24 protein-coding genes and 1 riboswitch are annotated in these 23,530 nt (G+C 38.4%); of the genes, 21 read left to right on the plus strand and 3 right to left on the minus strand.

Annotation, left to right across the window (positions count from 1 at the left end):
• The first annotated feature begins 31 nt into the window (after nt 1-31).
• The 8 genes from ABE613_RS04385 to ABE613_RS04420 all read left to right on the plus strand — a co-directional run bounded on the left by ABE613_RS04385 (nt 32) and on the right by ABE613_RS04420 (nt 9,998).
• Complete coding sequence (locus ABE613_RS04385; protein WP_347375783.1) at nt 32-280, plus strand: multidrug transporter; 249 nt, start codon at nt 32-34, stop codon at nt 278-280.
• Between the two features lie 19 nt (nt 281-299).
• Nucleotides 300-1,187 (plus strand): hypothetical protein, encoded by an 888-nt coding sequence (locus tag ABE613_RS04390; protein ID WP_347375784.1) that lies wholly within the window; start codon nt 300-302, stop codon nt 1,185-1,187.
• Between the two features lie 518 nt (nt 1,188-1,705).
• The gene (locus ABE613_RS04395; RefSeq protein ID WP_347375806.1) at nt 1,706-2,773 is read left to right on the plus strand and encodes a PDDEXK nuclease domain-containing protein; all 1,068 of its coding nucleotides are present in this window, start codon (nt 1,706-1,708) and stop codon (nt 2,771-2,773) included.
• On the plus strand, nt 2,770-3,666 hold the full coding sequence (locus tag ABE613_RS04400) for a Fic family protein (RefSeq protein ID WP_347375785.1): 897 nt from the start codon (nt 2,770-2,772) through the stop codon (nt 3,664-3,666). The genes ABE613_RS04395 and ABE613_RS04400 overlap by 4 nt, the downstream gene beginning before the upstream one ends.
• Nucleotides 3,667-3,764: 98 nt before the next feature.
• On the plus strand, nt 3,765-4,526 hold the full coding sequence (locus tag ABE613_RS04405) for a DUF4145 domain-containing protein (protein ID WP_347375786.1): 762 nt from the start codon (nt 3,765-3,767) through the stop codon (nt 4,524-4,526).
• 20 nt (nt 4,527-4,546) lie between these two features.
• Nucleotides 4,547-7,042: a type I restriction-modification system endonuclease gene (gene hsdR, locus ABE613_RS04410; RefSeq protein ID WP_347375807.1), complete on the plus strand. Its 2,496-nt coding sequence runs from the start codon at nt 4,547-4,549 to the stop codon at nt 7,040-7,042.
• Nucleotides 7,039-8,469 (plus strand): class I SAM-dependent DNA methyltransferase, encoded by a 1,431-nt coding sequence (locus ABE613_RS04415; protein WP_347375787.1) that lies wholly within the window; start codon nt 7,039-7,041, stop codon nt 8,467-8,469. The genes hsdR and ABE613_RS04415 overlap by 4 nt, the downstream gene beginning before the upstream one ends.
• Nucleotides 8,469-9,998 carry a restriction endonuclease subunit S gene (locus tag ABE613_RS04420; protein ID WP_347375788.1) on the plus strand — a complete coding sequence of 510 codons (1,530 nt, stop codon included), beginning with the start codon at nt 8,469-8,471 and terminating at the stop codon, nt 9,996-9,998. Before ABE613_RS04415 ends, ABE613_RS04420 begins: the two co-directional genes overlap by 1 nt.
• Before the next feature lie 40 nt (nt 9,999-10,038).
• On the opposite strand, the gene ABE613_RS04425 is transcribed toward ABE613_RS04420, so the two are convergent.
• Complete coding sequence (locus ABE613_RS04425) at nt 10,039-10,848, minus strand: tyrosine-type recombinase/integrase (RefSeq protein WP_347375789.1); 810 nt, start codon at nt 10,846-10,848, stop codon at nt 10,039-10,041.
• A 62-nt stretch (nt 10,849-10,910) separates the two neighbouring features.
• Between ABE613_RS04425 and ABE613_RS04430 the strand changes: the two genes are divergently transcribed.
• Nucleotides 10,911-11,504 (plus strand): restriction endonuclease subunit S, encoded by a 594-nt coding sequence (locus ABE613_RS04430; protein WP_347375790.1) that lies wholly within the window; start codon nt 10,911-10,913, stop codon nt 11,502-11,504.
• On the opposite strand, the gene ABE613_RS04435 is transcribed toward ABE613_RS04430, so the two are convergent.
• A complete protein-coding gene (locus ABE613_RS04435; protein ID WP_347375791.1) occupies nt 11,497-12,846 on the minus strand; it encodes a restriction endonuclease subunit S in 1,350 nt (449 codons plus the stop codon). The two genes, ABE613_RS04430 and ABE613_RS04435, sit on opposite strands and share 8 nt — an antisense overlap.
• Nucleotides 12,847-13,363: 517 nt before the next feature.
• Here ABE613_RS04435 and ABE613_RS04440 point away from each other — a divergent pair.
• From ABE613_RS04440 to ABE613_RS04490, 11 genes are all read left to right on the plus strand, one after another.
• Complete coding sequence (locus ABE613_RS04440; protein ID WP_347375792.1) at nt 13,364-13,576, plus strand: hypothetical protein; 213 nt, start codon at nt 13,364-13,366, stop codon at nt 13,574-13,576.
• Between the two features lie 24 nt (nt 13,577-13,600).
• On the plus strand, nt 13,601-14,008 hold the full coding sequence (locus ABE613_RS04445; RefSeq protein ID WP_347375793.1) for a single-stranded DNA-binding protein: 408 nt from the start codon (nt 13,601-13,603) through the stop codon (nt 14,006-14,008).
• Nucleotides 14,009-14,160: 152 nt separating this feature from the next.
• On the plus strand, nt 14,161-14,511 hold the full coding sequence (locus ABE613_RS04450; protein ID WP_347375794.1) for a DUF3847 domain-containing protein: 351 nt from the start codon (nt 14,161-14,163) through the stop codon (nt 14,509-14,511).
• Nucleotide 14,512: 1 nt separating this feature from the next.
• Nucleotides 14,513-16,051 carry a MobQ family relaxase gene (mobQ, locus tag ABE613_RS04455; protein ID WP_347375795.1) on the plus strand — a complete coding sequence of 513 codons (1,539 nt, stop codon included), beginning with the start codon at nt 14,513-14,515 and terminating at the stop codon, nt 16,049-16,051.
• 15 nt (nt 16,052-16,066) lie between these two features.
• A complete protein-coding gene (locus ABE613_RS04460) occupies nt 16,067-18,034 on the plus strand; it encodes an AAA family ATPase (RefSeq protein ID WP_347375796.1) in 1,968 nt (655 codons plus the stop codon).
• Nucleotides 17,991-18,347 (plus strand): excisionase, encoded by a 357-nt coding sequence (locus tag ABE613_RS15155; RefSeq protein WP_510182346.1) that lies wholly within the window; start codon nt 17,991-17,993, stop codon nt 18,345-18,347. The genes ABE613_RS04460 and ABE613_RS15155 overlap by 44 nt, the downstream gene beginning before the upstream one ends.
• Nucleotides 18,348-18,429: 82 nt before the next feature.
• Complete coding sequence (locus ABE613_RS04470; RefSeq protein WP_347375797.1) at nt 18,430-19,626, plus strand: site-specific integrase; 1,197 nt, start codon at nt 18,430-18,432, stop codon at nt 19,624-19,626.
• 44 nt (nt 19,627-19,670) lie between these two features.
• Nucleotides 19,671-19,844, plus strand: coding sequence for a hypothetical protein (locus ABE613_RS04475; protein WP_347375798.1), 174 nt, complete (start codon nt 19,671-19,673; stop codon nt 19,842-19,844).
• 130 nt (nt 19,845-19,974) lie between these two features.
• Nucleotides 19,975-20,496 carry a nitroreductase gene (locus tag ABE613_RS04480; RefSeq protein ID WP_235233204.1) on the plus strand — a complete coding sequence of 174 codons (522 nt, stop codon included), beginning with the start codon at nt 19,975-19,977 and terminating at the stop codon, nt 20,494-20,496.
• Nucleotides 20,497-20,546: 50 nt separating this feature from the next.
• Nucleotides 20,547-21,485 carry a radical SAM protein gene (locus ABE613_RS04485; protein WP_347375799.1) on the plus strand — a complete coding sequence of 313 codons (939 nt, stop codon included), beginning with the start codon at nt 20,547-20,549 and terminating at the stop codon, nt 21,483-21,485.
• 55 nt (nt 21,486-21,540) lie between these two features.
• A riboswitch (FMN riboswitch) is annotated at nt 21,541-21,666 on the plus strand.
• A 149-nt stretch (nt 21,667-21,815) separates the two neighbouring features.
• Nucleotides 21,816-22,445: an ECF transporter S component gene (locus tag ABE613_RS04490; RefSeq protein WP_347375800.1), complete on the plus strand. Its 630-nt coding sequence runs from the start codon at nt 21,816-21,818 to the stop codon at nt 22,443-22,445.
• 80 nt (nt 22,446-22,525) lie between these two features.
• Here ABE613_RS04490 and ABE613_RS04495 read toward each other — a convergent pair whose 3' ends face one another.
• A complete protein-coding gene (locus ABE613_RS04495; protein WP_347375801.1) occupies nt 22,526-22,894 on the minus strand; it encodes a VOC family protein in 369 nt (122 codons plus the stop codon).
• A gap of 120 nt (nt 22,895-23,014) precedes the next feature.
• On the opposite strand from ABE613_RS04495, the gene ABE613_RS04500 reads away from it, so the two are divergent.
• The gene (locus tag ABE613_RS04500) at nt 23,015-23,530 is read left to right on the plus strand and encodes a YcxB family protein (protein WP_235233200.1); all 516 of its coding nucleotides are present in this window, start codon (nt 23,015-23,017) and stop codon (nt 23,528-23,530) included.

Genomic DNA, 23,530 nt, shown 5'->3' on the forward strand with positions numbered 1-23,530 from the left:
AAATAAAATTTCTGATTGGCAGGAAGCTTATATGGAAAAATTGAACAAAGAATACATAGCGTTGTTGAGTGGAGAAGGAAATGCATCGGACAAATTCTGGAAATTGGAGAAACGGATTCGGGAGGATAAGAAAGACTGCGGTGTGCAGTGTGAGATGAGCAGATCAAATCAGTTTTACATCATGTTGTCATTGTTGAATGAAGGAGCAATTACTTTTGATGATTTGGAAGACTTCAGCAATGATTTGAAAGATACAATGAAACATTTTGCAGGTAAATGATTAATAGGCGGTGGTCTTCATGACTAAAATGATTATGTTAAGGAATCACAATGACGATATGCAGGATAAATTAAACAAATTCTGGACAAGCCTTTCTGCTTGGATGGATCAACAAGAAGTTATTGAAAAATATTTTCGGGTTGAGTATACGGAGTATGACAATGGATGGAACGGAGGAACTTTTTACCTGAATATTGATTATGAACAAGAATATAAAATTCAATATGGAGAATCTTACCCAGAATTTGCAATAGGAAATTGTAGTATAAATATAGATGAAATCAAAGATTTTGTTGAAATAATGTATGAGCGATGGATAAGAGCAGATATGCATTATTCATTTACGGTCGAGATAAATAAGAGGTTTGATAAATTTCAATTACCATATAAGTTATCTTCTGGATCTTTGATAGGAAAAGGATATAAAACTACAGAATCAATAGAAGTAATCCTTGATCATAGAATGTTTGAAAGAAAGATTGCTTATTCTGAGGAAATGATAATGAGCAATGAAATGTTGGATAAAAAATGTGCACTTGATTATATAGTAGATGCATTACAATATTTTATTTCTGTTCAGAAACCAGATGGTGTAGACAAGAAATATGCAACTGCAGCCAGGGGTATATGTTCGAATCAAGACTCAAAGATATATGCAGTTGTAAAGGCTGAAATTAGTGAAGTGATGAAAATGTCAAATGAGTATTTTGATATCAGGCATAATGAGTATCTGAATAAAGCTAAAGAGAAGAGGGAGGCTTTAGAAGATCTGCAATTTATAGAGTATTTATATAATCGTGTTTATGCGTTGCTGTATTTATTACGATTAAAGGTAAATAAGGCAGACTTAATTAGCGGCAATCCTGAAGAGCAGAAAAATTTTGAAAAAAGTAAAAATTTTTCTTAGACCTATCTTGACATACGTTGATGAAGCTCAAAGATTACACCAATATAAGAATATTTTATGGAGTTTAAATAATCTTTTTGCCTGTATCCCTTATAATTCTATGTAGTAATATCTTCTGAATAATGTGTTATAATCTATCCGATAATTATGCTTCACAGTAATTAAGGAGAATGAAAAGATGGTTAAGGTACTTTTTACCTGCCATGGAAGGTAACGAACTAAGTGCTGGAAATGCTTGAAAACAATACGACACTTTTACGACAGAAAAATCCAAGCTATGATAAACAGGTTGTGGAAGAAGAGAAGAAGCAGAAATTACTATCTGGAATAAAAGAATGTATGTGTGACTGAAAAGCCGGATTTCGTGTTGTTGTGAGATCTGGCTTTCGTTATGTGAAATATAAAAAGCGGCAAAAACACATGTGGATACGATGGAAATGGACTGTATTTGTTGCCGATGATGTGATATACTCTATATTATAAAGTAGGTAAATCAGTAGCTTTGCGGAGGGACGATGATGGATAAAAAAGAATTGAAACCAATCAACCATGATTTTTTGAAACATGTTTCAGCTATTTTGGAAAATGCCCGAAAGAATGCAAAGACGGCTGTTAATCTTTCTATGGTTTATGCCTATTATGAAATCGGAAGAATGATTGTAGAAGAAGAGCAGCAAGGAGAAAATCGTGCCACTTATGGAAAACGACTTTTACAGGAGTTGTCAAAATTTTTGACAGATAAATTCGGTAAAGGCTTTTCTGTGACTAATCTGAAACAGATGCGTCAGTTTTATATGATTTATTCAACAGACCAAATTGGTCAGACAGTGTCTGACCAATTCGAGAATCTTCCATCAGTAGATACTGGCAGAAAGTTTTTTTTGAGTTGGTCACATTATTTGAAATTAATGCGAATCAGCAATGTAGATGAGCGACATTTTTACGAAATCGAATCCGTAAAAAATGATTGGAGCCTCAGTGAATTGAAAAGACAGTATGATAGTTCCCTTTATGAGCGATTGGCTCTAAGTACGGACAAAGATAAAGTGTATCGTCTTGCATTGGAAGGACATCAACCAGAAACTGCAAAAGAGGCAGTGAAGGATCCATATGTTCTCGAATTTCTGGGACTTCCGGAATTGCCTGAATATTCTGAGAGCGAACTGGAAAACAGAATCATTGATCATTTGCAGCAATTTCTTCTGGAGCTTGGTACCGGATTTGCTTTTATCGGTAGACAGGTACGGTTTACCTTTGATGAGGAGCACTTCATGGTTGATCTCGTGTTTTATAATCGGTTACTTCGTTGTTTTGTTCTGTTTGATTTAAAAATTGGAGAACTGAAGCATCAGGATATTGGTCAGATGCAGATGTATGTGCATTACTATGATCGTAAGGTTAAACTGCCGGAAGAAAATCCTACGATTGGTATTATTCTTTGTAAAGACAAAAATAATGCTGTGGTCGAAATGACTTTACCAGAAGAAAACTCACAGATTTTTGCAAGCAAATATGAAACTGTTTTGCCGAGTAAAGAAGATTTGCAGAAACTATTGGAAGAACAAATGATGGAGGAGAGCAAATGAGAACCCTTTCGGTTGCAGAAACAGCAAAAAAATGGAATATCTCAGAACGCAGTGTGAGAAATTACTGCGCTCACGGTCGTGTCCCAGGCACTTTCCTGACTGGTAAGACCTGGAATATTCCAGCAGATGCGGAAAAACCGGAACGCTCTAATAAGCGAAAGGAACAGCTGGTTACTTTATTGGACATTTTGCGGCAAGAAAAAGCAAATCAGTATTCCGGTGGAATTTATAATAAAACGCAGATAGAGCTGACTTATCACTCCAATCATATTGAAGGCTGCCGCTTGACCTATGATCAGACGCAATCTATGTTTGAAACCAATACCATTGGGGTGGAAAAGGAAGTTCTTAATGTGGATGATGTAGTGGAGACGGCAAATCATTTTCGGTGCGTTGATCTGGTGATTGATAATGCAAAAACGGCACTGACTGAAAAGTTTATCAAAGAACTGCACTTGATTCTGAAAAACGGAACTAGTGATTCCAGAAAAGAATGGTTTGTGGTTGGTGATTATAAAAAAATGCCGAACGAGGTTGACGATATGGATACAGCACTTCCAGAAGAAGTTGCCGATAAGATGAAAGTGTTATTGGCGGAATATAATTCCATGGAAGAAAAGACATTAGAGAATATTTTGGATTTCCATGTAAAATTTGAAAAAATTCATCCGTTTCAGGATGGAAACGGTCGTGTGGGCAGATTGATTATATTTAAGGAATGTCTGAAACATAATATCGTTCCGTTCATCATTGAGGATAATCTGAAAATGTTCTATTATCGTGGATTGAAAGAATGGAACAATGAAAAAGGTTATCTGACAGATACCTGTCTGATTGCGCAGGATAAATATAAAGCATATTTAGATTATTTTAGGATTGAATATCATAAGTAAACAGATACCAATTCGAATAGAATTTTAATTTTTACCAATGATGTTCCGATAATATTTTATTATCAGAACATATGATAAACGAGAGGGGGACGTATTAAATGGCTTCCAATTTTAAATTTTTAGAAACAGAATTTCCGGTTTTGGCGAATTTTGGTAATTTAGCAGAGCAGTATTGTTACACAGATCCGAACTCGTGCCTGATGAAACTGGGAATGATTGGAGAAACAATCGTAAATCTGATGTTTACATACGATAAGATTCCTGTTCCTTATGATAACTCTGCAGTGAATCGAATCAATGTATTATCTTCGGAAGGCCTCTTAACAAGAGATTTAACTGACATTTTGCATGCACTTCGTAAAGTAAGAAATAAAGCTGTTCATGAAAATTATTCAGAAGCATCAGATTGTCCTGTTTTCTTACAGATGACATATAGTTTGGTTGAATGGTTTATGCAGACATATGGTGACTGGAATTATCAGCATCGGGATTTTGTTATGCCTGTAAAGGAAGAAAAGAAAACAGAGAAGATTGTTGTTTTCAATAAAGCTCAGGAAGAAGAAAAAGAGGAAGAGCTTACAAAAGCTGCAATTGCATGTGCTGAACAGGCGGAACAGGTTGATAAGAAAGTTCGTCTGAAACAGGCAAATAAAATGGCAAGTCAACGTCAAAAGTCTGAGGCTGAAACTCGCTATATGATTGATGAGCAGCTGCGCCAGGTTGGCTGGGAAGCCAATACGCAGGAAATCCGCTATTCAAAAGGTGCAAGACCTGCAAAAGGTCATAACATGGCGATTGCTGAATGGCCAACAGATTCTACTGTTAGCAAAAAGGCTATGCAGATTATGCACTGTTTGTAGGAACAAAGCTTGTTGGTATTATCGAAGCGAAAGCTGAACATAAAGATATTCCATCTGTAATTGATTATCAGGGTAAAGATTATCCGAGAAATATTCGCAAAGAAGATGCTGAATATCAGATTGGTACGTGGGGAGAGTTTAAGGTTCCGTTTACATTTGCAACAAATGGTAGATCTTATTTGGAACAGTTCAAAACGAAATCAGGTATCTGGTTTTTGGATTTAAGAGAACCGTCTAATGCTCCTATGGCATTGCATGGATGGATTAGCCCGAATGGTATTATGGAACGATTGGAAAAGGATATTCAGGCTGGTAATGAAGCGTTGCAGGCAATGCCGTATGACTTATTAACAGATAAAGATGGTCTGAATCTGCGTGAATATCAGGTGAAAGCGATAAAAGCAGCCGAAAAAGCAGTTATTGATGGACAGAGAGAAGTGCTGATTGCAATGGCAACAGGTACAGGTAAAACTCGTACTGTTCTTGGCATGATTTATCGATTTTTAAAGACAAATCGTTTCAAGCGTATTTTGTTCCTTGTCGATAGAACTTCTCTGGGAGATCAGGCTTCAGATGTTTTTAAGGAAGTAAAACTTGAAGAACTGATGACTCTTGATGAAATCTATAATATTAAGGGATTAGATGAGAAAACAGTAGATAAAGAAACTCGTATTCAGGTCGCTACTGTTCAGAGCATGGTAAAACGTATCCTTTATAACGAAAGTGATGTAATGCCAGCAGTAACAGATTTTGACTTGATTATTATTGACGAGGCACATCGTGGTTATATTTTGGATAAAGAAATGGGCGATATAGAAGTTCTGTATCGTGACCAGCGTGATTATCAGAGTAAATACCGTACAGTAGTAGAATATTTTGACGCTGTAAAAATCGCACTTACTGCGACACCCGCATTACATACAACAGAAATTTTTGGACAGCCAGTATTCAAATATACATATAGAGAAGCTGTTATAGAAGGATATCTGGTAGACCATGATGCACCACATCATCTGGAAACAAAACTCAGCACGGGCGGTATTCATATTAAGAAAGGCCAGACAGTTACGATTTATGATCCTAATACCGGAGAAATAACAAATAGTGAATTGTTGGAAGATGAACTGGATTTTGATATTGAAAATTTCAATAAACAGGTTATTACTGAGAATTTCAACAGAACTGTGCTGATTGAGATTGCAAGAGATATAGACCCTGAAAATCCGGAAGAACAAGGTAAGACTCTTATTTATGCCGTTGATGACCAGCACGCAGATATGATTGTTTCTATTCTAAAGGAAATCTATTCAGAAACTGGTGTTGATAATGATGCTATTATGAAGATTACTGGCAGTGTAGGTGGTGGTAATCCTAAGAAAGTAGCAGAAGCAATCAAGCGTTTTAAAAACGAGAGATTTCCGAGTATAGCTGTTACGGTTGATTTACTTACAACTGGTATTGATGTACCGGAAATTACAACACTGGTATTTATGCGCAGAGTAAAATCTCGTATCCTCTTTGAACAGATGATGGGACGAGCTACCAGATTGTGTCCTAAGATTCATAAAACTCATTTTGAGATTTATGATCCTGTTGGTGTTTATGATTCTCTGGAACCGGTAAATACTATGAAGCCTGTCGTAACTAATCCGACTACTACTTTTACACAGCTTCTGGATGGCCTAGAAGAAGTGAAAGACAAGGAGGTAATACAGGCTCAGATTAACCAGATTATTGCAAAACTCCAGCGTAAAAAACGCCGTATGGACGACAAGACTATGGAGCAGTTTATCAGTATGACCGATGGTATGGATCCAACCCAGTTCATTATAGACATCGAAAAGCGAAATCCTGAAGATGCGAAGAAACGTCTGTTGGCATATAGAGAAATGTTTGCATATATTCAGCAAACAAAGGCGAATGGAGGTAATCCAGTAGTTATTTCTGACGAAAAAGATATTTTGACCGGACATACAAGAGGATACGGTAATTCTGATAAACCGGAAGATTATCTTGATGCTTTCTCTGAATATGTTAAGACTCATATGAATGAGATTGCTGCGTTGAGCATTGTTTGTACCAGACCAAAAGATCTGACAAGAGATGCGCTGAAATCGTTAAGATTAACTCTCGATAGAGAGGGATTTACTACACAACAGTTGAATACGGCAATATCAGAGCTTACCAATGAAGAAATTGCCGCTGATATTATCAGTCTTATTCGCAGATATGCTATTGGTTCTGCATTGATTAGCCATGAAGCAAGAATACGCAGAGCAGTAGACAAATTGAAAAAAGCTCATAACTTCTCAAAACAGGAGATGAGCTGGATTGGACGTATGGAAAAATATTTGATGGAAGAATCCGTGTTGAACGTCCAGGTATTTGATGAAGATAGTCGTTTTAAGAGTTACGGAGGATTTGCAAAAATCAACAAAGTATTCCAGAATAAACTGGAAAATATCGTACTTGAATTGAATGAGTATCTTTATGATGACGGAGGTAGAGTTGCATGATAACACAAGAAATTGTTTCAAAGCTTTGGAATCTCTGTAATGTACTCAGAGATGATGGTATCACATATCATCAGTATGTAACCGAATTAACATATATTTTGTTTCTGAAGATGGCGAAGGAAACTGGTGCTGAATCCCAGATCCCGGAAGCCTATCGTTGGGACAATCTCACATCCAAGAGTGGTATTGAGCTGAAAAAGTTCTATAAAGTATTACTTGCTCATCTTGGGGAAAACTGTACAGGACGTGTCCGTGAAATCTATCAAGGTGCGTCAACAAATATTGATGAGCCTAAAAACCTTGAAAAAATCATTACAACCATTGACGGGCTAGATTGGTTTTCAGCGAGGGAAGAAGGTCTTGGCAATCTTTACGAAGGCCTTTTGGAAAAGAACGCTAACGAAAAGAAATCCGGCGCAGGTCAGTATTTCACACCACGTGTACTGATTGATGTTATGACCAAATTGGTGAAGCCACAGCCGGGTGAACGTTGTAATGATCCTGCTTGCGGTACTTTTGGCTTTATGATTTCTGCAAGCCAGTATGTTCGTGCACAGACAGATGATTTCTTTGATCTGGATGCAGATATGGCTAAATTTGAAAGAGAAGAAGCGTTTACAGGTTGTGAACTGGTACATGATACACACCGTTTGGCTTTGATGAATGCCATGCTGCATGATATCGACGGCAAAATCATTTTAGGCGATACTTTGTCCAGTGTAGGCATGAGCATGAAAGATTATGATGTTGTATTGACAAATCCACCTTTTGGTACAAAAAAAGGCGGTGAGCGTGCGACACGTGATGACTTTACATTTCCTACTAGCAATAAACAGCTGAACTTCCTTCAGCATATTTACCGTAGTTTGAAAACTAACGGTAAAGCACGTGCTGCAGTAGTTTTGCCGGATAATGTCTTGTTTGCCGATGGCGATGGCGAGCGTATCCGTCTTGACTTGATGGATAAATGTAATCTGCATACAATCTTGCGTCTTCCTACCGGTATTTTCTATGCGCAGGGCGTTAAAACTAATGTATTGTTCTTTACACGTGGAAAAATTGATAAGCATAACACAAAAGAAGTGTGGATTTATGACCTGAGAAATGATATGCCTTCCTTCGGCAAGACAAATCCTTTGAAATCAGAACATTTTGATGATTTTGTGGAATGCTATGCAGATGGTGATCTGAGTAAGCGTAAAGAAACATACAGTGAAGAAAATCCGAATGGAAGATGGCGTAAATTCACTATCGAAGATATTCTAGCCCGTGATAAAACAAGCCTGGATATTACATGGATGAAAGCTGATTCCGGAACAGATGATTATACTCTGGCAGAATTACTTGATATGATCAAGGAAAAGTCTAGTAACATAGCAAAAGCAGTTGCAGAGCTGGAAGCATTAATCGGAGAGGTGGAAGAATAATGGATACCAAGGCATTACGACAAAAGATTCTTGACCTTGCTATCCGTGGTAAGCTTGTTCCGCAGGATCCAAATGATGAGCCAGCGTCCGCTCTTTTGGAAAGAATTCGTGAACAGAAGCAACAGATGGTTAAGGAAGGAAAGCTAAAAAAGAAAGACATTAAAAATGATTCCGTTATCTTTGTTGGTGAGGACAATTTGCATTATGAGAAGTTCGCCGATGGCAGCGTGAAATGTATTGAAGATGAGATACCGTTTGAGTTGCCTGATGGGTGGAACTGGGTAAGGCTTGGTTCTATAGCCAATATTGTGACTGGTCGACTCGATGCAAATGCACAAACAAAGGATGGAGCATATCCTTTTTTCACATGTGGTGAAGAAGTCTTTAAAACTGATTCATATGCTTTTGATTGCAACGCCATTTTGCTTGGTGGAAACAATGCTACCGGTGACTTTAAAATGCATAAATTTTCCGGAAAATTCAATGCATATCAAAGAGTTTATGTAATAACCACATTTCCAGAAATTGATGTGGATTATTTATATAATCATATTCGCTATTACTTACCAAGGCTTCAGTCTAAAAGTATTGGTTCACAAACAAGATATTTGAAATTGGGTATGATAACAGAATTATTAATTGCACTCCCTACTTTTTGTGAACAAAAAACTATTTCAAGAGCATGTGATAAATATATAAATTACTGTACAGAAATAGCATCTGAAAAAAACGAATTAAAAAGTATTATAAAGGATACAAAATCAAAAATTCTTGATCTTGCTATTCGTGGTCAGCTTGTGCCACAAAATCCGGATGATGAGCCTGCTTCTGTTTTACTGGGGCGAATTCGTGCAGAGAAAGAAGAACTCATCAAGCAGGGCAAGAGCAAGCGTGATAAGAAGGAATCCATAATCTTCAAAGGTGATGATAACTCTTATTATAGAAACAAAAAAGGTCAGCTTATTTGCATTGACAAAGAATTACCTTATGAACTACCAGATGGCTGGACATGGGTAATGCTTCCAGAAATTGTGTTTTTCCAAGAAGGACCTGGAATATTAAAAAAAGATTTTAGGGAAAATGGAGTGCCCTTAATAAGAATTTCTGGATTACAAACCGAAAAAGTGCTTTTAACTGGCTGTGATTATCTTGACGAAGAAATGGTTAAAAATAAATGGAATCATTTTAAACTTGATTTGGGTGATGTTGTATTATGTACAAGTGCCTCTATAGGAAAAGCTTCTATCGTCGGATATGAAGCTGTGGGGGCAATTCCATACACAGGACAAATCCGTTTCAAAATGTCAGAAGCGATTACTCGTGATTATTTTTTATATTTAGCTACATCGTCTGTATATCTAGATCAGGTTAATAAGATGAAAACTGGAAACTGCATTCAGCATTATGGACCTACACATTTGAAAGAAGTATATGTTCCACTTCCACCAATCAATGAGCAAGAGAAAATCGCCAACAAATTAAAAGTTATTTTTAGCCAATTTAGCAGTTTAGAAAGTATACTTGCTTAGACATTTGTAGCCGCCTTCATTTACGAGGGCGGCTGATATTTTACCATGTTACAATTTTATCTACAAGTGCTTGCTGTTCGCTGGCGGTACGTCGCAAATATATACGAGTGGTTTCGATGCTTTCATGCCCCATAAGGTCGGCAAGTAAAGCAATATCATTGTACTTTTCGAGAAAATTCTTTGCATAACGATGGCGGAAAGAATGAGGATAAACCACTTTTTTATCAAGCCCATATTTATCGGCATAATTCTTTAATTGCTGTGAAATACCACGGGTGGTGATGCGATCTCCATAACGGTTTAAAAACAAATAACCGGAAGAACGTCCTGTTTCCTCCAGCCATGCAATCGTTTCTTCTCTCAATTTCTTAGGGATAAACAATCGACGAAGTTTTCCGCCTTTTGTATACAAATCAAAATAGCCAAGTTCCACATGTTCGATTTTGATACGGATAAGCTCACTAACACGGGCTCCAGTAGCAGCAAAGTACCAAACAACAAAATACCATTCCATGTTTCCATCTTTTTTCAACTGACGTTTCAGGAACTTATAATCAGCATTGCTGATTACATTCTCTAAAAAACTTTTCTGCTGAATTTTCACAGCTTTAAGCCTTAGTTGTGGTTTTCCCAGATAATCCAGATACTTGTTCATAGCCTGTATTCTTAAATTTACAGTTTTAGGCTTGAATTGTTCCATCAGAAAACCTTTGTACGCAAGCAAATTTTCTGATGATACCTGTTCATAGTTTTCAGTAAAATAATTTACTGTCCACAGGTAAGATTCGATGCTGTTTTCAGCGAGGTTATCCCTTTTCAGATATTCCTCAAATGTAATTTTTGTCTTCATAAAAAGACACCTCCATAATTTATTTGCGATAATTCGCTGAATAAATTATAGAGGTACAATGTGTGAAGTCCTCTTATTATGAGAAGATTGGAAAAACAAACAAGTGTATTGATTCAGAAATCCCTTTTGAAATACCAAATTCATGGTTATGGTGTAGGCTTGAATCTATTGGGAATTGGCAAACTGGCTCTACGCCAAGTAGAAGAAATGATAAGTACTACGGTGGAAGCATCCCTTGGATAAAAACTGGTGATTTGAATAATGGATATATTATTGATATTCCAGAATATATAACAGAAAAAGCTCTTAATGAAACTGCTGTAAAATTAATTCCTGCTGGCACTGTGCTCATCGCAATGTATGGAGCTACTATTGGCAAAGTAGGTATAACCACTTGCGAAGCGACTACCAATCAGGCTTGCTGTGCTTGTTGTAATCCATACGGTGTGTTGCCTGAATACCTTTTTTACTATTTACAATCACAAAAAGAAAACTTTATAAATATGGCAGAGGGCGGAGCGCAACCCAATATATCAAAAGAGAAAATAGTTGCTACACTTATACCTATTCCACCGTATGAGAAACAGGCACAAATAGTAAGCATAATTAAAATATTTAACAATCACATAGAATCAATAGAAAAAAGCCTCAGCTGAGGCTTTTTTCTATGTCATCCAATTTTATAAATAGTTCTGAAATTTTTTCGGCAATTCGTACTTGTTCTTTGTAAGGCGGAACCAAAATAGGATATTTCTTCACCGATTCAGGTTGTGCTCTCATTAATGAGCCACCTACACCAGATACATTTGAGAGTAACAATTCACGGAAATATGGCGCTGAAAAGTAAAATTGCATATACGGTGCATACAAATAATCATTTCTGAATACAACCCACTCCGAGGATCCCAGTATACGGTATGATGTAATATGTCCTGCAATCCAAACTCTATTGATACGAGGGTTGATTTTGCAAACAAGTACATCGTTTTCGCAAATAGACTGCTTTGAGGATCCTATTTCTCGCCCCTTGATGATTTCTGGAACTCCCAATTCAAAGTTAGGAACACTATATAGCTCAAACATTTCCGCTGGAAAGTGACTTGGATCAATAGTTTCAGTGCTAAACATATTAGCCTGTGAAAAAGAAGCTATGGACCATCCTAAAGGAAGATCTTCAGCCGTATATTCATATACTTTATCGCCAATCTTCTCATAATAAGAGTTATCCTCACCTTTGAAGATGACGGATTCCTTCTTATTACGCTTGATCTTTCCTTGCTTGATGAGTTCTTCTTTCTCCGTACGGATACGATCCAGAAGAGCAGAAGCAGGCTCATCATCTGAATTTTGTGGAATAAGCTGACCACGGATGGCAAGGTCAAGGATTTTGGATTTAGCCATTGATATCAAATCAGAAATATTACTTTGTGAATCTGTAATTGTTAAAACCCGAGAAATACAATCATTTAATTTTCCCTCAATAGCTACTTGTTCATTCAGCGGAGGTAATGGTATCAGAAAAGTTGATAATGTTTCTGCACTTAACCCTCCTCTACCAGAACCAACTTGTCTAGATAAGATTTGTTCTTGAATGTAAGTAGAAGTGATAACACTATGAATATACTTTCGCAATTCAAGATTTGCTAATCTAATAATTATTACATGCTGATTAACATTTGCAATATCAAAATCATCTGGAACCAGTGCACATCTTCCGATAGAGCCACCAGTAATATTTAATAAAATGTCTTTTGGTTTAACAATACTTCCGGATTTCTTTTGATTTATTTCTTCAGAGATGTACGCAACACCATTCAAAATCAGGCCATCATCATACACATTTTGTGAACGTATAAATTTAATTCCCGATGTGGTGTAAACAGTAGCACCTCCTGTAGGTGTACTCCCTGCACCAATTTTAATCGTAAGAGAATGAAGTCTACTCCACGCCCACCCCTCCGGCACATCAAACGGTATCTCATCCTCAATACATTTCACGCTGCCATCAGCGAACTTCTCATAATGCAAATTATTGGTATAAAAAGTGTATAGGTAATTATTAAAAAAGGGATAGTGAGAAGTAGTAATTTGCAAACTTTTAAAACTTTTTATCAAAAAATGTTGTATAAGACCTTCTCCATTCCCATATAGGTATAAGGGCATTTAGAGAATGATTTATTTCACCGAATTCATTTTATCTTGGACATGATGTGAAATGTGAATATTCTCACCGCACCTTGATAACTTTGTTGCTCTTTTGCATGAGGATATCTGATTTAAATGTGCTTTGGGGAATTATTATCCTGCGTGTCTGATCAGTGCATACGTTTCGGTTTAATCTGATGCAGGGAACGTTGAGGTGGAAGTGTGCGATTGTAACTTGTTGGTTTAGCAAAGATGAAAGGAATAAGAAAAGTATAGGAGAAATTTGTTGGAACTATTGACATTGGATGAAGAGAAGCTCCTTGTGTGGTTTGGTTGTGAAAACCTGGACTTCACAAAGAGGCGACTCAAAATGGTTGGCTTATATGCAACCGACGAAGATTTTAGAAAACTGGTCTTCGGTTTATTGGGGAAATTGAATACGGAAGAATATGCATCAATCTATACAGATATGTTTTTTGACATACGTGCAGAAGATAATGCAAGAAAGGCTGCCAGAGATCAATATCTGGCGGTATTAAGTGACACAACAGGACATGAAGCAGAATATCTGCTTCGCATTTAGCGAAAGGTTAAAAAGGTGAATTATATGAATAAGGTTCAATTAATGGGAAGATTGACAAGAAATCCGGAATCAAAATATGTTGGAGGTTCCGGTGACACGCTGATGGTAAAGTATACGCTTGCAGTTGATCGTAGGTATCGTGGAAGCAACAGCACCGCATCTGATTTTATCAATTGTGTGGATTATGGCAAGGGAGCTGAGTTTGCCATGAAGTGGTTGAAGAAGGGAATGAAGATTGCTGTGTGCGGTCGCATCCAGACTGGTAGTTATACCGGTAAGGATGATAGGAAGGTTTATACCACAGAGGTCGTTGTAGATGAGCATTATTTTGCGGAAGGCAAAGTTGCTGAAGTAGATAATACGCAGGAAACAAAAACAGACAGTGAGGGATTCATGGAAGTTCCGGAAGGTGAGGAATTACCGTTCGAATAATCTCTGAAGCAAGGCTGAAGAGCGCACTTATATACTTTTAGCAAAGTATGTGCGTTCTCCGAAGGAAACTGTTCTGAAAGCCATTTCAGAACAGGTTTTGCGGATTAGAAATCCGATGAAGAAAAAGGTTTTTAAAGAAAGGTTATTTACATATGGCAAGAAAGAAATCATTTGAAGAGTATCGAGAAGAAAATTTAAGAGAACAGGAAAAAATCAAACAGCAGATTGAAGATGCAAGATTAAAGCAGTTGCAGGCAGAGCATTGTATTCAACGGGCAGAAAATCAGATCGCCTACCAGAGAAAGAAAAAAGATAAGGCCAGAGTACATCGTCTGATCACAAAGGGTGCTGCGATCGAAGCAATTTGCAAAGATACACAGTATCTGATGGAATCGGAGTTTTATGAATTGATGGACGAAGTGTTAAATGTTCCAGAGCTAAAGTTTCATTTACGTGTATCCGATATGGTACAGGGCAGACAGGAAATTGTAGAGGAGGAGTAATTTGGGGTGTTATCATTTTCATTTAACGCAGCTCTCCAGAGGACATGGACAGTCAGCAATCGCAAGTGCGGCGTATCGTTCCGGTGAAAAACTTTACAGTAGTTATTACGGAGAAACAAGTGACTACACAAGAAAAGGTGGAGTGATTCTTTCAGAAATTCATTTGCCCGATCATGCTCCTGAAAGATTTAAAGACAGAGAAACCCTCTGGAATGAACTGGAGTGGGAAGAGTCAAATAAGAAAGCACAGCTTGCACACAGTTTTGATATTGCTTTTATGAATGAATTTTCGATGGAAGAAAATATCGAACTGGCAAGAAGATTTGTCCGGGAACAGTTGATTAGTCGAGGTATGATCGTGGACCTGGCGATTCATGATCCAAAGCGATCAGATGATAAAGAACCAAATCCGCACATGCATATCATGGTTCCGATTCGTCCTTTAAAGAAAGATGGGGCATGGGATGTAAAGCAGAAAAAGATTCCGATTCTGAAAGAAGATGGGACACCGGTTTTAAATAAAAATGGCAAACCCAAAATGAAAGCTGTCCCGGTAAATGATTGGAGCAGTAAGGAAACTTTGATAGAGCTTCGAAAAGCATGGGCAAATCTGTGTAATGAGCTCTATGAAGAAAAAGGGTTGCCACAAAGAGTAGACTGGCGTTCTTATGAAGAACTTGGTGTGAACCAGATACCAACCGTTCACGAAGGACCAACGGTTCAAGCTATGGAAGCCAAAGGAATGGAAACTGCTCTTGGAAGCTTGAATCGAATGATCCGTAAATTTAATCAGATGCTTCAAGATGCAAAAGAACTTTTGTGGAAAGCAATGTTTCAAGAAGGTCAGCTTCAGGAAAAGATGCTGCTTACAAAGAAACCTACCATTGCAGAGTATTTGATGGAATATTACGAGAAGAGGAATGAAGTGGCAGAGACATTTGCATATGGAACACAAAAGGCAAAGACAACAAATTTGAAAGAATTTACAACCACCATTTCATTCCTACAACGAGAACACATTGAGACTCCGGATGAACTGACAGCGAGGATGCAATCATTAGAAAAATTAATTCGGGAGAAAAAAAAAGGAATCGAGGACAAGGCAACAATGCTGTCTTTAGCAAAAGAAGGAATCCGTGCCTGGGATGAATATCAGAAAATGCAGCCGATATATGATGAGCTGAATCAGAAGAAATGGTTTAAGGAGAAATACAAAGAGGAACATAAGTCAGAGCTGAATCGATATTATCGTGCCAGGCGAGTGTTGCAGGAAAATCGAAATGATGATGGAAAGGTTCCGGTTCATAAGTGGGAATATGATAGATCTGTTTTACCCGGTGAGATAGTTGCATTGAAAGAAGAGAAAGATGCTTTATTCAGAGAACTGAAAACATATCAGAAAATACAGAAAAACATTGAATCTGTTTTGGATGATATAAATGAGAGCTCTGTTTTAGAAGCACTTGAGAAAAAACAAGTAGAAGTAAAACAAAGAGAAGCTGCGAAACCAAAGAAATGGAATCGTGGTATGGAACTATAGCGAGAAGGTGATGCGTTGGAAAAATATACGGAGGATCAGATTACAAGAGCCAACGAAGTGAATCTGGTTCGATTTCTTTCTGCAAGAGGAGAACGCTTCAAGAAAGCAGGCAGAGAATATCGTTGGGAAAAGCATGATAGTGTGACCATTTGTGATAATAAATGGTATCGGCACAGTCAGGGCAAAGGTGGTTGGCCGGTTGATTTTATGATGGAGTTTTATGATTTGAGTTTTCCAGATGCGGTAAAGGAGTTACTGGATGGAGAGGAGGCCATGGATGGTTTGCAAACCTCTATTTCTGAGAAAAGGACAGTTTCCTATGTGGAGGATGGTGGCCATGCAGTAGCAGACCCCATCCCCACAAAGGAGATGGTGCTTCCTGAAGCAGATGAGAATCAAGATAACATTATGGAGTATCTGGTTGATCAGCGAAAACTGGATAAAGATATTGTGAGTGAATTTATCAAGCGAGGAGATATTTATCAGGCGAAAGACAATCAAAGAGTTGTTTTTGTTGGTAGAGACTCCGAAGGTAATCCACGATACGCCAGCTGGAGAAATGCAGGAGAAGAACAATTACGTGGAGACGTATCAGGTTCGCAAAAGGAATATGGTTTTAAAAGCGTAGCATTCTGGGAGGAAGATAAGCAAAGAAAAAGATTAGCGAGAAAGTTGTATGTATTCGAATCACCCATTGATCTACTGTCTTTTATTACATTATATCCAAAGTACTGGCATGAGAATCATTATTTGTCACTGGGAGGAGTCAGTGTGAAAGCACTTAAGACTTTTCTTTCTGAACGATCTGAAGTGGAACAGATTATTCTCTGTCTGGATAATGATAAAGCAGGACATGAAGCATGTGCAAAGTTATTTGATGCGATTCCATCACGATATACAGTGAACCAATTAGTGCCAAGTAAGAAAGATTGGAATGAAGTGCTGGTGAATCGAAGTGATGATCCGGGCGAAAAGTACTACATATCGGATGTGGAACTTCGGGGTTCCGGTGAAAAAATGATTCCAGTCAGAAAGATGACAGAGATTAGAGAGACGATAGTGGAGTGGTTATGGTATCCATTTATTCCGTTTGGAAAGGTTACTTTGATTCAGGGTGATCCGGGACAGGGAAAAACATGGCTTGCCATGCATCTGGCTGCAGCATGTACCAACCGAAAGGAACTGCCGAATGAGCTCCCGATGGATTCTTTCAATGTGTTTTACCAGACTGCAGAAGATGGGATCGGAGATACGATAAAACCGAGGTTGATGCAATGTGGAGCAGATATGGAACGTGTACGTGTCATTGTAGAAGATGATGCCATGCTGTCTCTTACTGATCCGAGATTGGAACTGGCAATTAGGCAGAACAATGTAAAGCTTCTAATCATGGATCCGATTCAGGCTTATCTTGGACCGGATGTGGATATGAACAGAGCAAATGAGATTCGTCCATTGTTTCGATATCTAGGGGGAGTGGCAGAACGAACAGGTGCAGCAATTGTTCTGATTGGACACTTGAATAAGAATGCCGGAACACATGCCAATTATCGAGGTCTTGGATCGGTAGATATTTCAGCTGCTGTAAGAAGTATTTTATTAGTCGGAAAAGTGGAGAAAGAAACCGAAAGGGATGTGCGAGTAGTGATTCAAACAAAGAGTTCATTGGCACCAAAACCTACACCGGTAGCATTTACATTGGAAAACAGTAAGTTGGAGTGGATTGGTGAATATGAAATCACCGAGCAGGAATTGATGTCAGGAAAAGCTGGAAAGCAGAAGGAGACAAAGTTGGAGCAGGCAATGAAATTGATAAGACAAATCCTGACAACAAGAAATCTTATGTACGTGGCAGATTTGGATGCAGAGGGCAAGAAACTTAAAATCTCAGATCGAACCATGCGAGATGCGAGAAAAAAATTAGAAGACGAACTGGATTATGGGTTCGAAAATTCCAAGAAAACAGTTTGTCTTAAGAAGTGAGTTTGGCAAAGGAACTGGTCAGGTTGGCAAGAATTCCCGAATACCTTGCCTGCCTGCCAGTTGCCAAAGGGGAATAGAACATAATAAGGAAGTGAAGGAGATACATTTGAATCGTAATTATGAAACACCGATTTTTGAAAAATATTCATTAAGTATAGAACAGGCTGCTGATTACTTTGGAATCGGGCAGAAGAAATTGCGTCAGATTGTGGCTGACCACGAAGGTGCTGATTTTATTCTTTATAACGGCAATCGTGTCCAAATTAAGAGGAAAAAATTCGAGTCATTTTTGGATAAAACATCAGCAATTTAAGGGATTACGCAAAGAGCCTCTTCATGATATACTAACTGTGTGCTATGGCAGAGGCTCTCTTAAATTTAGGAGGTTAGCACATATGAGTCAGAAGAGACGTGATAGCAAAAAACGTGTATTACGCGATCGAGAGAGCCAATGCAAGGATGGTCGTTATAGATATAGTTACTTAGAAAACGGAAAACGAAAGGATGTTTACAGCTGGAAGTTAGAACCGACAGATAAGCTGCCTGCAGGAAAGAGGGACTGTGTTGCTCTGAGAACAATGGAAGAAGAGATTTTGAAGAAACAGCTCTTGGGGAAACCGAATTGTCCTAAGATGACAGTAAATGAATTGGTTGAGCGTTACATCAAGCAAAAGCAGGGGGTACGTGAAAGTACCAGAGCCGGTTATAAGACTGTGATAAATACCCTGAAAAAGGATCCGTTTGGAGAAAGATTTATTGATGAGATTCGTATTTCTGATGCTAAGCTGTGGCTGATTGAGTTGCAGGAAAATGGTAAGAAATACAGTACCATTCATACCATTCGTGGTGTGGTAAGACCTGCATTTCAGATGGCTTTGGAAGATGATATCTTAGATAAGAATCCATTTGCCTTTGAACTTGCTACGGTTCTGGTAAATGATTCAGAAACGAGAGAAGCTCTTACCAGAAAGCAGGAAAGGCAGTTCCTGGAGTTTGTGAAGAATGATAAGCATTTCTCAAGATATTATGAGGCAATATACATTCTTTTCAAAACCGGCATGAGGATCTCTGAGTTCTGTGGATTGACGATATCTGATATCAATATGAGAGAGCGAACCATCAATATAGATCATCAATTACTTCGCACTTCGGGAATGAAGTACATCATTGAAGATACCAAATCCACATCAGGAACCAGAGTTCTTCCCATGACCAATGAGGTTTATGAGTGTTTTAAAACCATTTTGAAAAACAGGAAGAAACCAAAAGTGGAACCAATCGTGGATGGAAAAGCAGGTTTCTTATATTTGGATAAAAATGGAAAACCTATGGTAGCACTTCATTGGCAGAAGTATTTTCAGCATATTCGTGAAAAATACAATAAGATTTATCGAATCCAGATGCAAAAAGTGACACCTCATGTATGTCGTCATACTTACTGCAGCAACATGGCAAAGACAGGAATCAATCCAAAGTCATTACAGTATCTGATGGGACATGCGGATATCAGTGTTACTCTTAACACATATACTCATGTAAGATTTGAAGATGCGAAGGAAGAATTACAGAAACTGAAGTTAGTCAATGCCTAGTGTTTTAGACAGTTTTAAGGGATTTCATCCATGGCAGACTAACTGTGGGAAAACCAGTTGAATTTCCCACACTTTTCCCACACTCAAAGGAAAAGATATGCAAAATCTTGCTAAGATACGCCAGGAGAGCATGGAAACATGAAAATGCTCAAATCCTTGAAAACACGGCATTTCTTGGCAAAATCGAGCAAAAAATGGAGGTTGAGAAACATGATTAAAGTACTTTTCATCTGCCACGGCAACATCTGCTGTTTACATTTTTGTTAAAACGGTCACACCTCTTGCCAACCCATCCCCATAGTGCTATTTTATTTCTATAGAAATCATAACAACAGGAGGGCTATCATTATGAACGAAAGCATCAAGAACATGATAGAGCGAAGAAGTATTCGTGCTTACAAACCTGACATGGTAAAAAAGGAAGATATAGAAGAGATTGTCAAAGCCGGCACATATGCTGCAACGGGAATGAATCGCCAGTCTCCGGTTATTATTGCTGTAACTGATCAGGAGACAAGGGATAAGCTGTCCGCTATGAATGCGGCAATTATGGGAACGGATACAGATCCATTTTATGGTGCGCCGGTAGTTTTGATTGTACTGGCTGATAAGAGTAGACCGACTTACCTCTATGATGGAAGCCTTGTAATGGGAAATATGATGAATGCGGCACATTCTCTGGGACTTGGAAGTTGTTGGATCCATCGTGCAAAAGAAGAATTTGAATCTGAAGATGGGAAAGAACTTCTGAAGAAATGGGGAGTAGAAGGAGATTACGAAGGAATTGGTCATTGTGTGATTGGATATGTAGAAGGGGATTACCCGGAGACGAAACCTCGCAAAGAGGATTATGTCTATTACGTGGAGTAATAATCGAACCGACAGTTCCTGGCATATGAAATGACAAGGGAGGAAGATGAATGAATTACGAAGGTCAGATATGCCGTGCGCCCATGGAACGCTCCTCCTTTATGCTTCCGGTTATGGTGGGGTGTTCTTATAATAGATGTAAATTCTGTAATCTGTTCCGCCATCTAAAGTATCGGGAGCTTCCCATGGAGCAGATTGAGGATGAACTTAGACGAGTTAAGAATCTAGGTGGGATGCCTAAGAAGATATTTTTGGGAGACGGTAATGCATTTGGACTTAAGACGGAACAGTTATTGAAGATTCTTGAAAAAATACATAATTATTTCCCAGAATGTCAGTGCATCAATATGGATACAACGGTGACCAGCATCCGTGTGAAGACAGATGAGGAGCTTCGGATTTTGTATGAACAAGGTGTGCGACATCTGTATCTTGGAATTGAAAGCGGTTTGGATGATGTGCTGAATTTTATGGAGAAGGATCATGATCTTGACCAGGCTTATACGGAGATCAAGAGACTTCAAGACGCGGGGCTGATTTATGATGCGCATATTATGACGGGTGTAGCCGGGCACGGAAGAGGCCAGGAGAATGCAGAGGCAATGGCAGAATTCCTGGGTCGGACACATCCGAAGCATGTGGTGAATTTTTCTATGTTCCTACATAAAGAAGTACCTCTTTACAAAGAAGTGGAGGCAGGACGATTCGTTCCGGCAGACGAGTTGGAGAATCTAAGAGAAGAGAGGACATTGATTGAACGACTGAATGTCAGAGAAGAGCAGAGTATTTTGTATGATGGCTTTCATGATTTTATAGAATTTCGTGTTCGGGGAACCTTGCCACATGACAGAGAGAAGATGCTTGCGAAACTGGACAAGGCGATTCAGAGATACGAAGAAGAGTCGCCGATCTATTCGTTGGTCTATGGAGAGTGCCCGAATCTTGAGCGGTGTGAAGATCATATGCCGGTTTGGGAGATGAATAAATAGTAAAAATGTATTGCAACATCGTGTATGTAGCGCTATAATAATTTTGAACTGATAAGAAATTCTTCGGGGTCGGGTGCAAGTCCCAACCGGCGGTATAGTCCGCGACCTGATGTATTATGGCATCAGCTGATCTGGTGAGATTCCAGAACCGACAGTAAAGTCTGGATGAGAGAAGGATTGTGTAATATATGGATATATCAACAGACCCCGATACGAAAGTGTCGGGGATTTCTTAATTTATAGAATATTAATTCTGCTGTGGTTACATGATTCCAAGAAGATTTTCTTTCTTGACAGTTTCTAATATTTATTAAAAGGAGAGAAAGACAGATGAGTACAGATGCAGTAGTGAAAACAAAAGGAAATTCAGGAACAAAAGTAAGAATGATGGCGCAGATGGGAATGCTTTCCGCCATTGCGGTGGTTTTGATGCTATTTGAGATCCCTCTTCCTTTTGCACCATCGTTTTATGAGATTGATTTTAGTGAAGTGCCGGTATTGATTGGATGTTTTACTATGGGACCACTTGCGGGAGCGATTATTGAATTGCTTAAAATTCTTTTGAACTTTGCAATCAACGGGACAGCTACGGCAGGTGTTGGAGAAGTTGCTAATTTCTTGATTGGTTGTGCATTTGTTATACCGGCAGCAATCATTTATAAGAAGAAACGTACCAGAACAGGTGCAATTATCGGAATGGTAACAGGTACTTTGTTTATGACATTTATTGGCTGTTTCCTGAATGCGTTCGTATTACTGCCGACTTATGCAAAAGCATTTGGAATGCCAATTGATGCACTGGTAGGAATGGGAACCGCAGTGAATAGTCATATTACCAGTCTTACAACATTTGTGATCTTCGCAGTGGCACCATTTAATCTGTTGAAAGGATTTCTGGTATCTTTGATTGTATTTTTGATTTATAAGAAAATCAGCCCGATTCTGAAGGCAAGAATCTAAAGTGAAAAATGACTAGAATACATCAGCGCCAAAGAAATCTCTTTGGCGCTCTTTGATATTGGGGATAATGTCATAATAGACTATTTGGCCGGACAGATTTCGATCCAATATCCATCGGGGTCATTAATAAAATATACACCCATCTCCAGATTTTCAAAACATACGCAGTTCATGTCCCTGTGATGTGCCAGTGCAGCATCCATGTCATCTACCCGCATTGCCAGGTGAAATTCATTGTCTCCAAGATTGTAAGGTCTGTCCATATCACGAAGCCAGGTCAGTTCTAGAAGATGTGGAGTGGTGTTGTCTCCCATAAACACAAGTTTGAAACTGCCATCTTTAGCTTCTTTTTCACGTGTAATGGAAAGCCCCAGAGCCTCTTCATAGAATTTTACAGACTTTTCCAGATCCAATACATTGATGTTGTTATGATAAAATGTAAACTTCATAGATCATCCTCCTGTTACATATTTTCAAATACAAAATAAGTATAACATCAGTAGCCGAAGAAAAAAAGATGTGTTATACTTATCTCCACAGAGTATTAATAATGAAGGGGGGATGGGAATATGTCAGTGAAGGTAGAAGTGAAGATGGATGTTCAATCGATGGTAGATTTTATGACATATCACATTTATTCTGGGGCAGTTGGTATAGGTTCCTTTATTTTGGGAGGTATTAATATCGGCTTGACGATGGCATTCGCTATGAAGGGAAAGTACCTTTTTATGGGACTTTTCTTAATATTTGCATTGATAATATTCTTTATATTTCCTTATATTATCAAGAGAAAAGTGGAACGTCAGATGCAGAATTCGAGGAGGCTGGATATACCGGTCACTTATGAATTCGATGATTATGGAATAGAGACTACAACTCCGGATGACAGTGGGAAAGCTTCCTGGAGTAAGTTTAAACGTGCAGTATCCAAAAAAAGGATTATTATATTATATGATGCCCAGAAACGTGCAATTATTCTTCCGGTAGATCAGATGGCAGAAGAATATACAGCGGTTGTAGATATGATATATGCACATATGCCGGCACCGGCGGTGAGAATCCGCCGACTGGATAAGAAGAGATAG

The organism is Dorea chungnamensis (genome assembly GCF_039832125.1).
Taxonomy (GTDB): domain Bacteria; phylum Bacillota; class Clostridia; order Lachnospirales; family Lachnospiraceae; genus JAFBIX01.

Bases quoted from the DNA above. Each gene is read 5' to 3' on its own strand.
- ABE613_RS04445 (WP_347375793.1), top strand. From the start codon at position 13,601: ATGAATAAGGTTCAATTAATGGGAAGATTGACAAGAAATCCGGAATCA.
- ABE613_RS15155 (WP_510182346.1), top strand. From the start codon at position 17,991: ATGGGTTCGAAAATTCCAAGAAAACAGTTTGTCTTAAGAAGTGAGTTT.
- ABE613_RS04390 (WP_347375784.1), top strand. From the start codon at position 300: ATGACTAAAATGATTATGTTAAGGAATCACAATGACGATATGCAGGAT.
- ABE613_RS04485 (WP_347375799.1), top strand. From the start codon at position 20,547: ATGAATTACGAAGGTCAGATATGCCGTGCGCCCATGGAACGCTCCTCC.
- ABE613_RS04500 (WP_235233200.1), top strand. From the start codon at position 23,015: ATGTCAGTGAAGGTAGAAGTGAAGATGGATGTTCAATCGATGGTAGAT.
- ABE613_RS04490 (WP_347375800.1), top strand. From the start codon at position 21,816: ATGAGTACAGATGCAGTAGTGAAAACAAAAGGAAATTCAGGAACAAAA.
- ABE613_RS04405 (WP_347375786.1), top strand. From the start codon at position 3,765: ATGGCTTCCAATTTTAAATTTTTAGAAACAGAATTTCCGGTTTTGGCG.
- ABE613_RS04395 (WP_347375806.1), top strand. From the start codon at position 1,706: ATGGATAAAAAAGAATTGAAACCAATCAACCATGATTTTTTGAAACAT.
- ABE613_RS04470 (WP_347375797.1), top strand. From the start codon at position 18,430: ATGAGTCAGAAGAGACGTGATAGCAAAAAACGTGTATTACGCGATCGA.
- ABE613_RS04415 (WP_347375787.1), top strand. From the start codon at position 7,039: ATGATAACACAAGAAATTGTTTCAAAGCTTTGGAATCTCTGTAATGTA.
- ABE613_RS04440 (WP_347375792.1), top strand. From the start codon at position 13,364: ATGGTTGGCTTATATGCAACCGACGAAGATTTTAGAAAACTGGTCTTC.
- ABE613_RS04420 (WP_347375788.1), top strand. From the start codon at position 8,469: ATGGATACCAAGGCATTACGACAAAAGATTCTTGACCTTGCTATCCGT.
- ABE613_RS04480 (WP_235233204.1), top strand. From the start codon at position 19,975: ATGAACGAAAGCATCAAGAACATGATAGAGCGAAGAAGTATTCGTGCT.
- ABE613_RS04495 (WP_347375801.1), bottom strand. From the start codon at position 22,894: ATGAAGTTTACATTTTATCATAACAACATCAATGTATTGGATCTGGAA.
- ABE613_RS04425 (WP_347375789.1), bottom strand. From the start codon at position 10,848: ATGAAGACAAAAATTACATTTGAGGAATATCTGAAAAGGGATAACCTC.
- ABE613_RS04400 (WP_347375785.1), top strand. From the start codon at position 2,770: ATGAGAACCCTTTCGGTTGCAGAAACAGCAAAAAAATGGAATATCTCA.
- ABE613_RS04450 (WP_347375794.1), top strand. From the start codon at position 14,161: ATGGCAAGAAAGAAATCATTTGAAGAGTATCGAGAAGAAAATTTAAGA.
- ABE613_RS04385 (WP_347375783.1), top strand. From the start codon at position 32: ATGGAAAAATTGAACAAAGAATACATAGCGTTGTTGAGTGGAGAAGGA.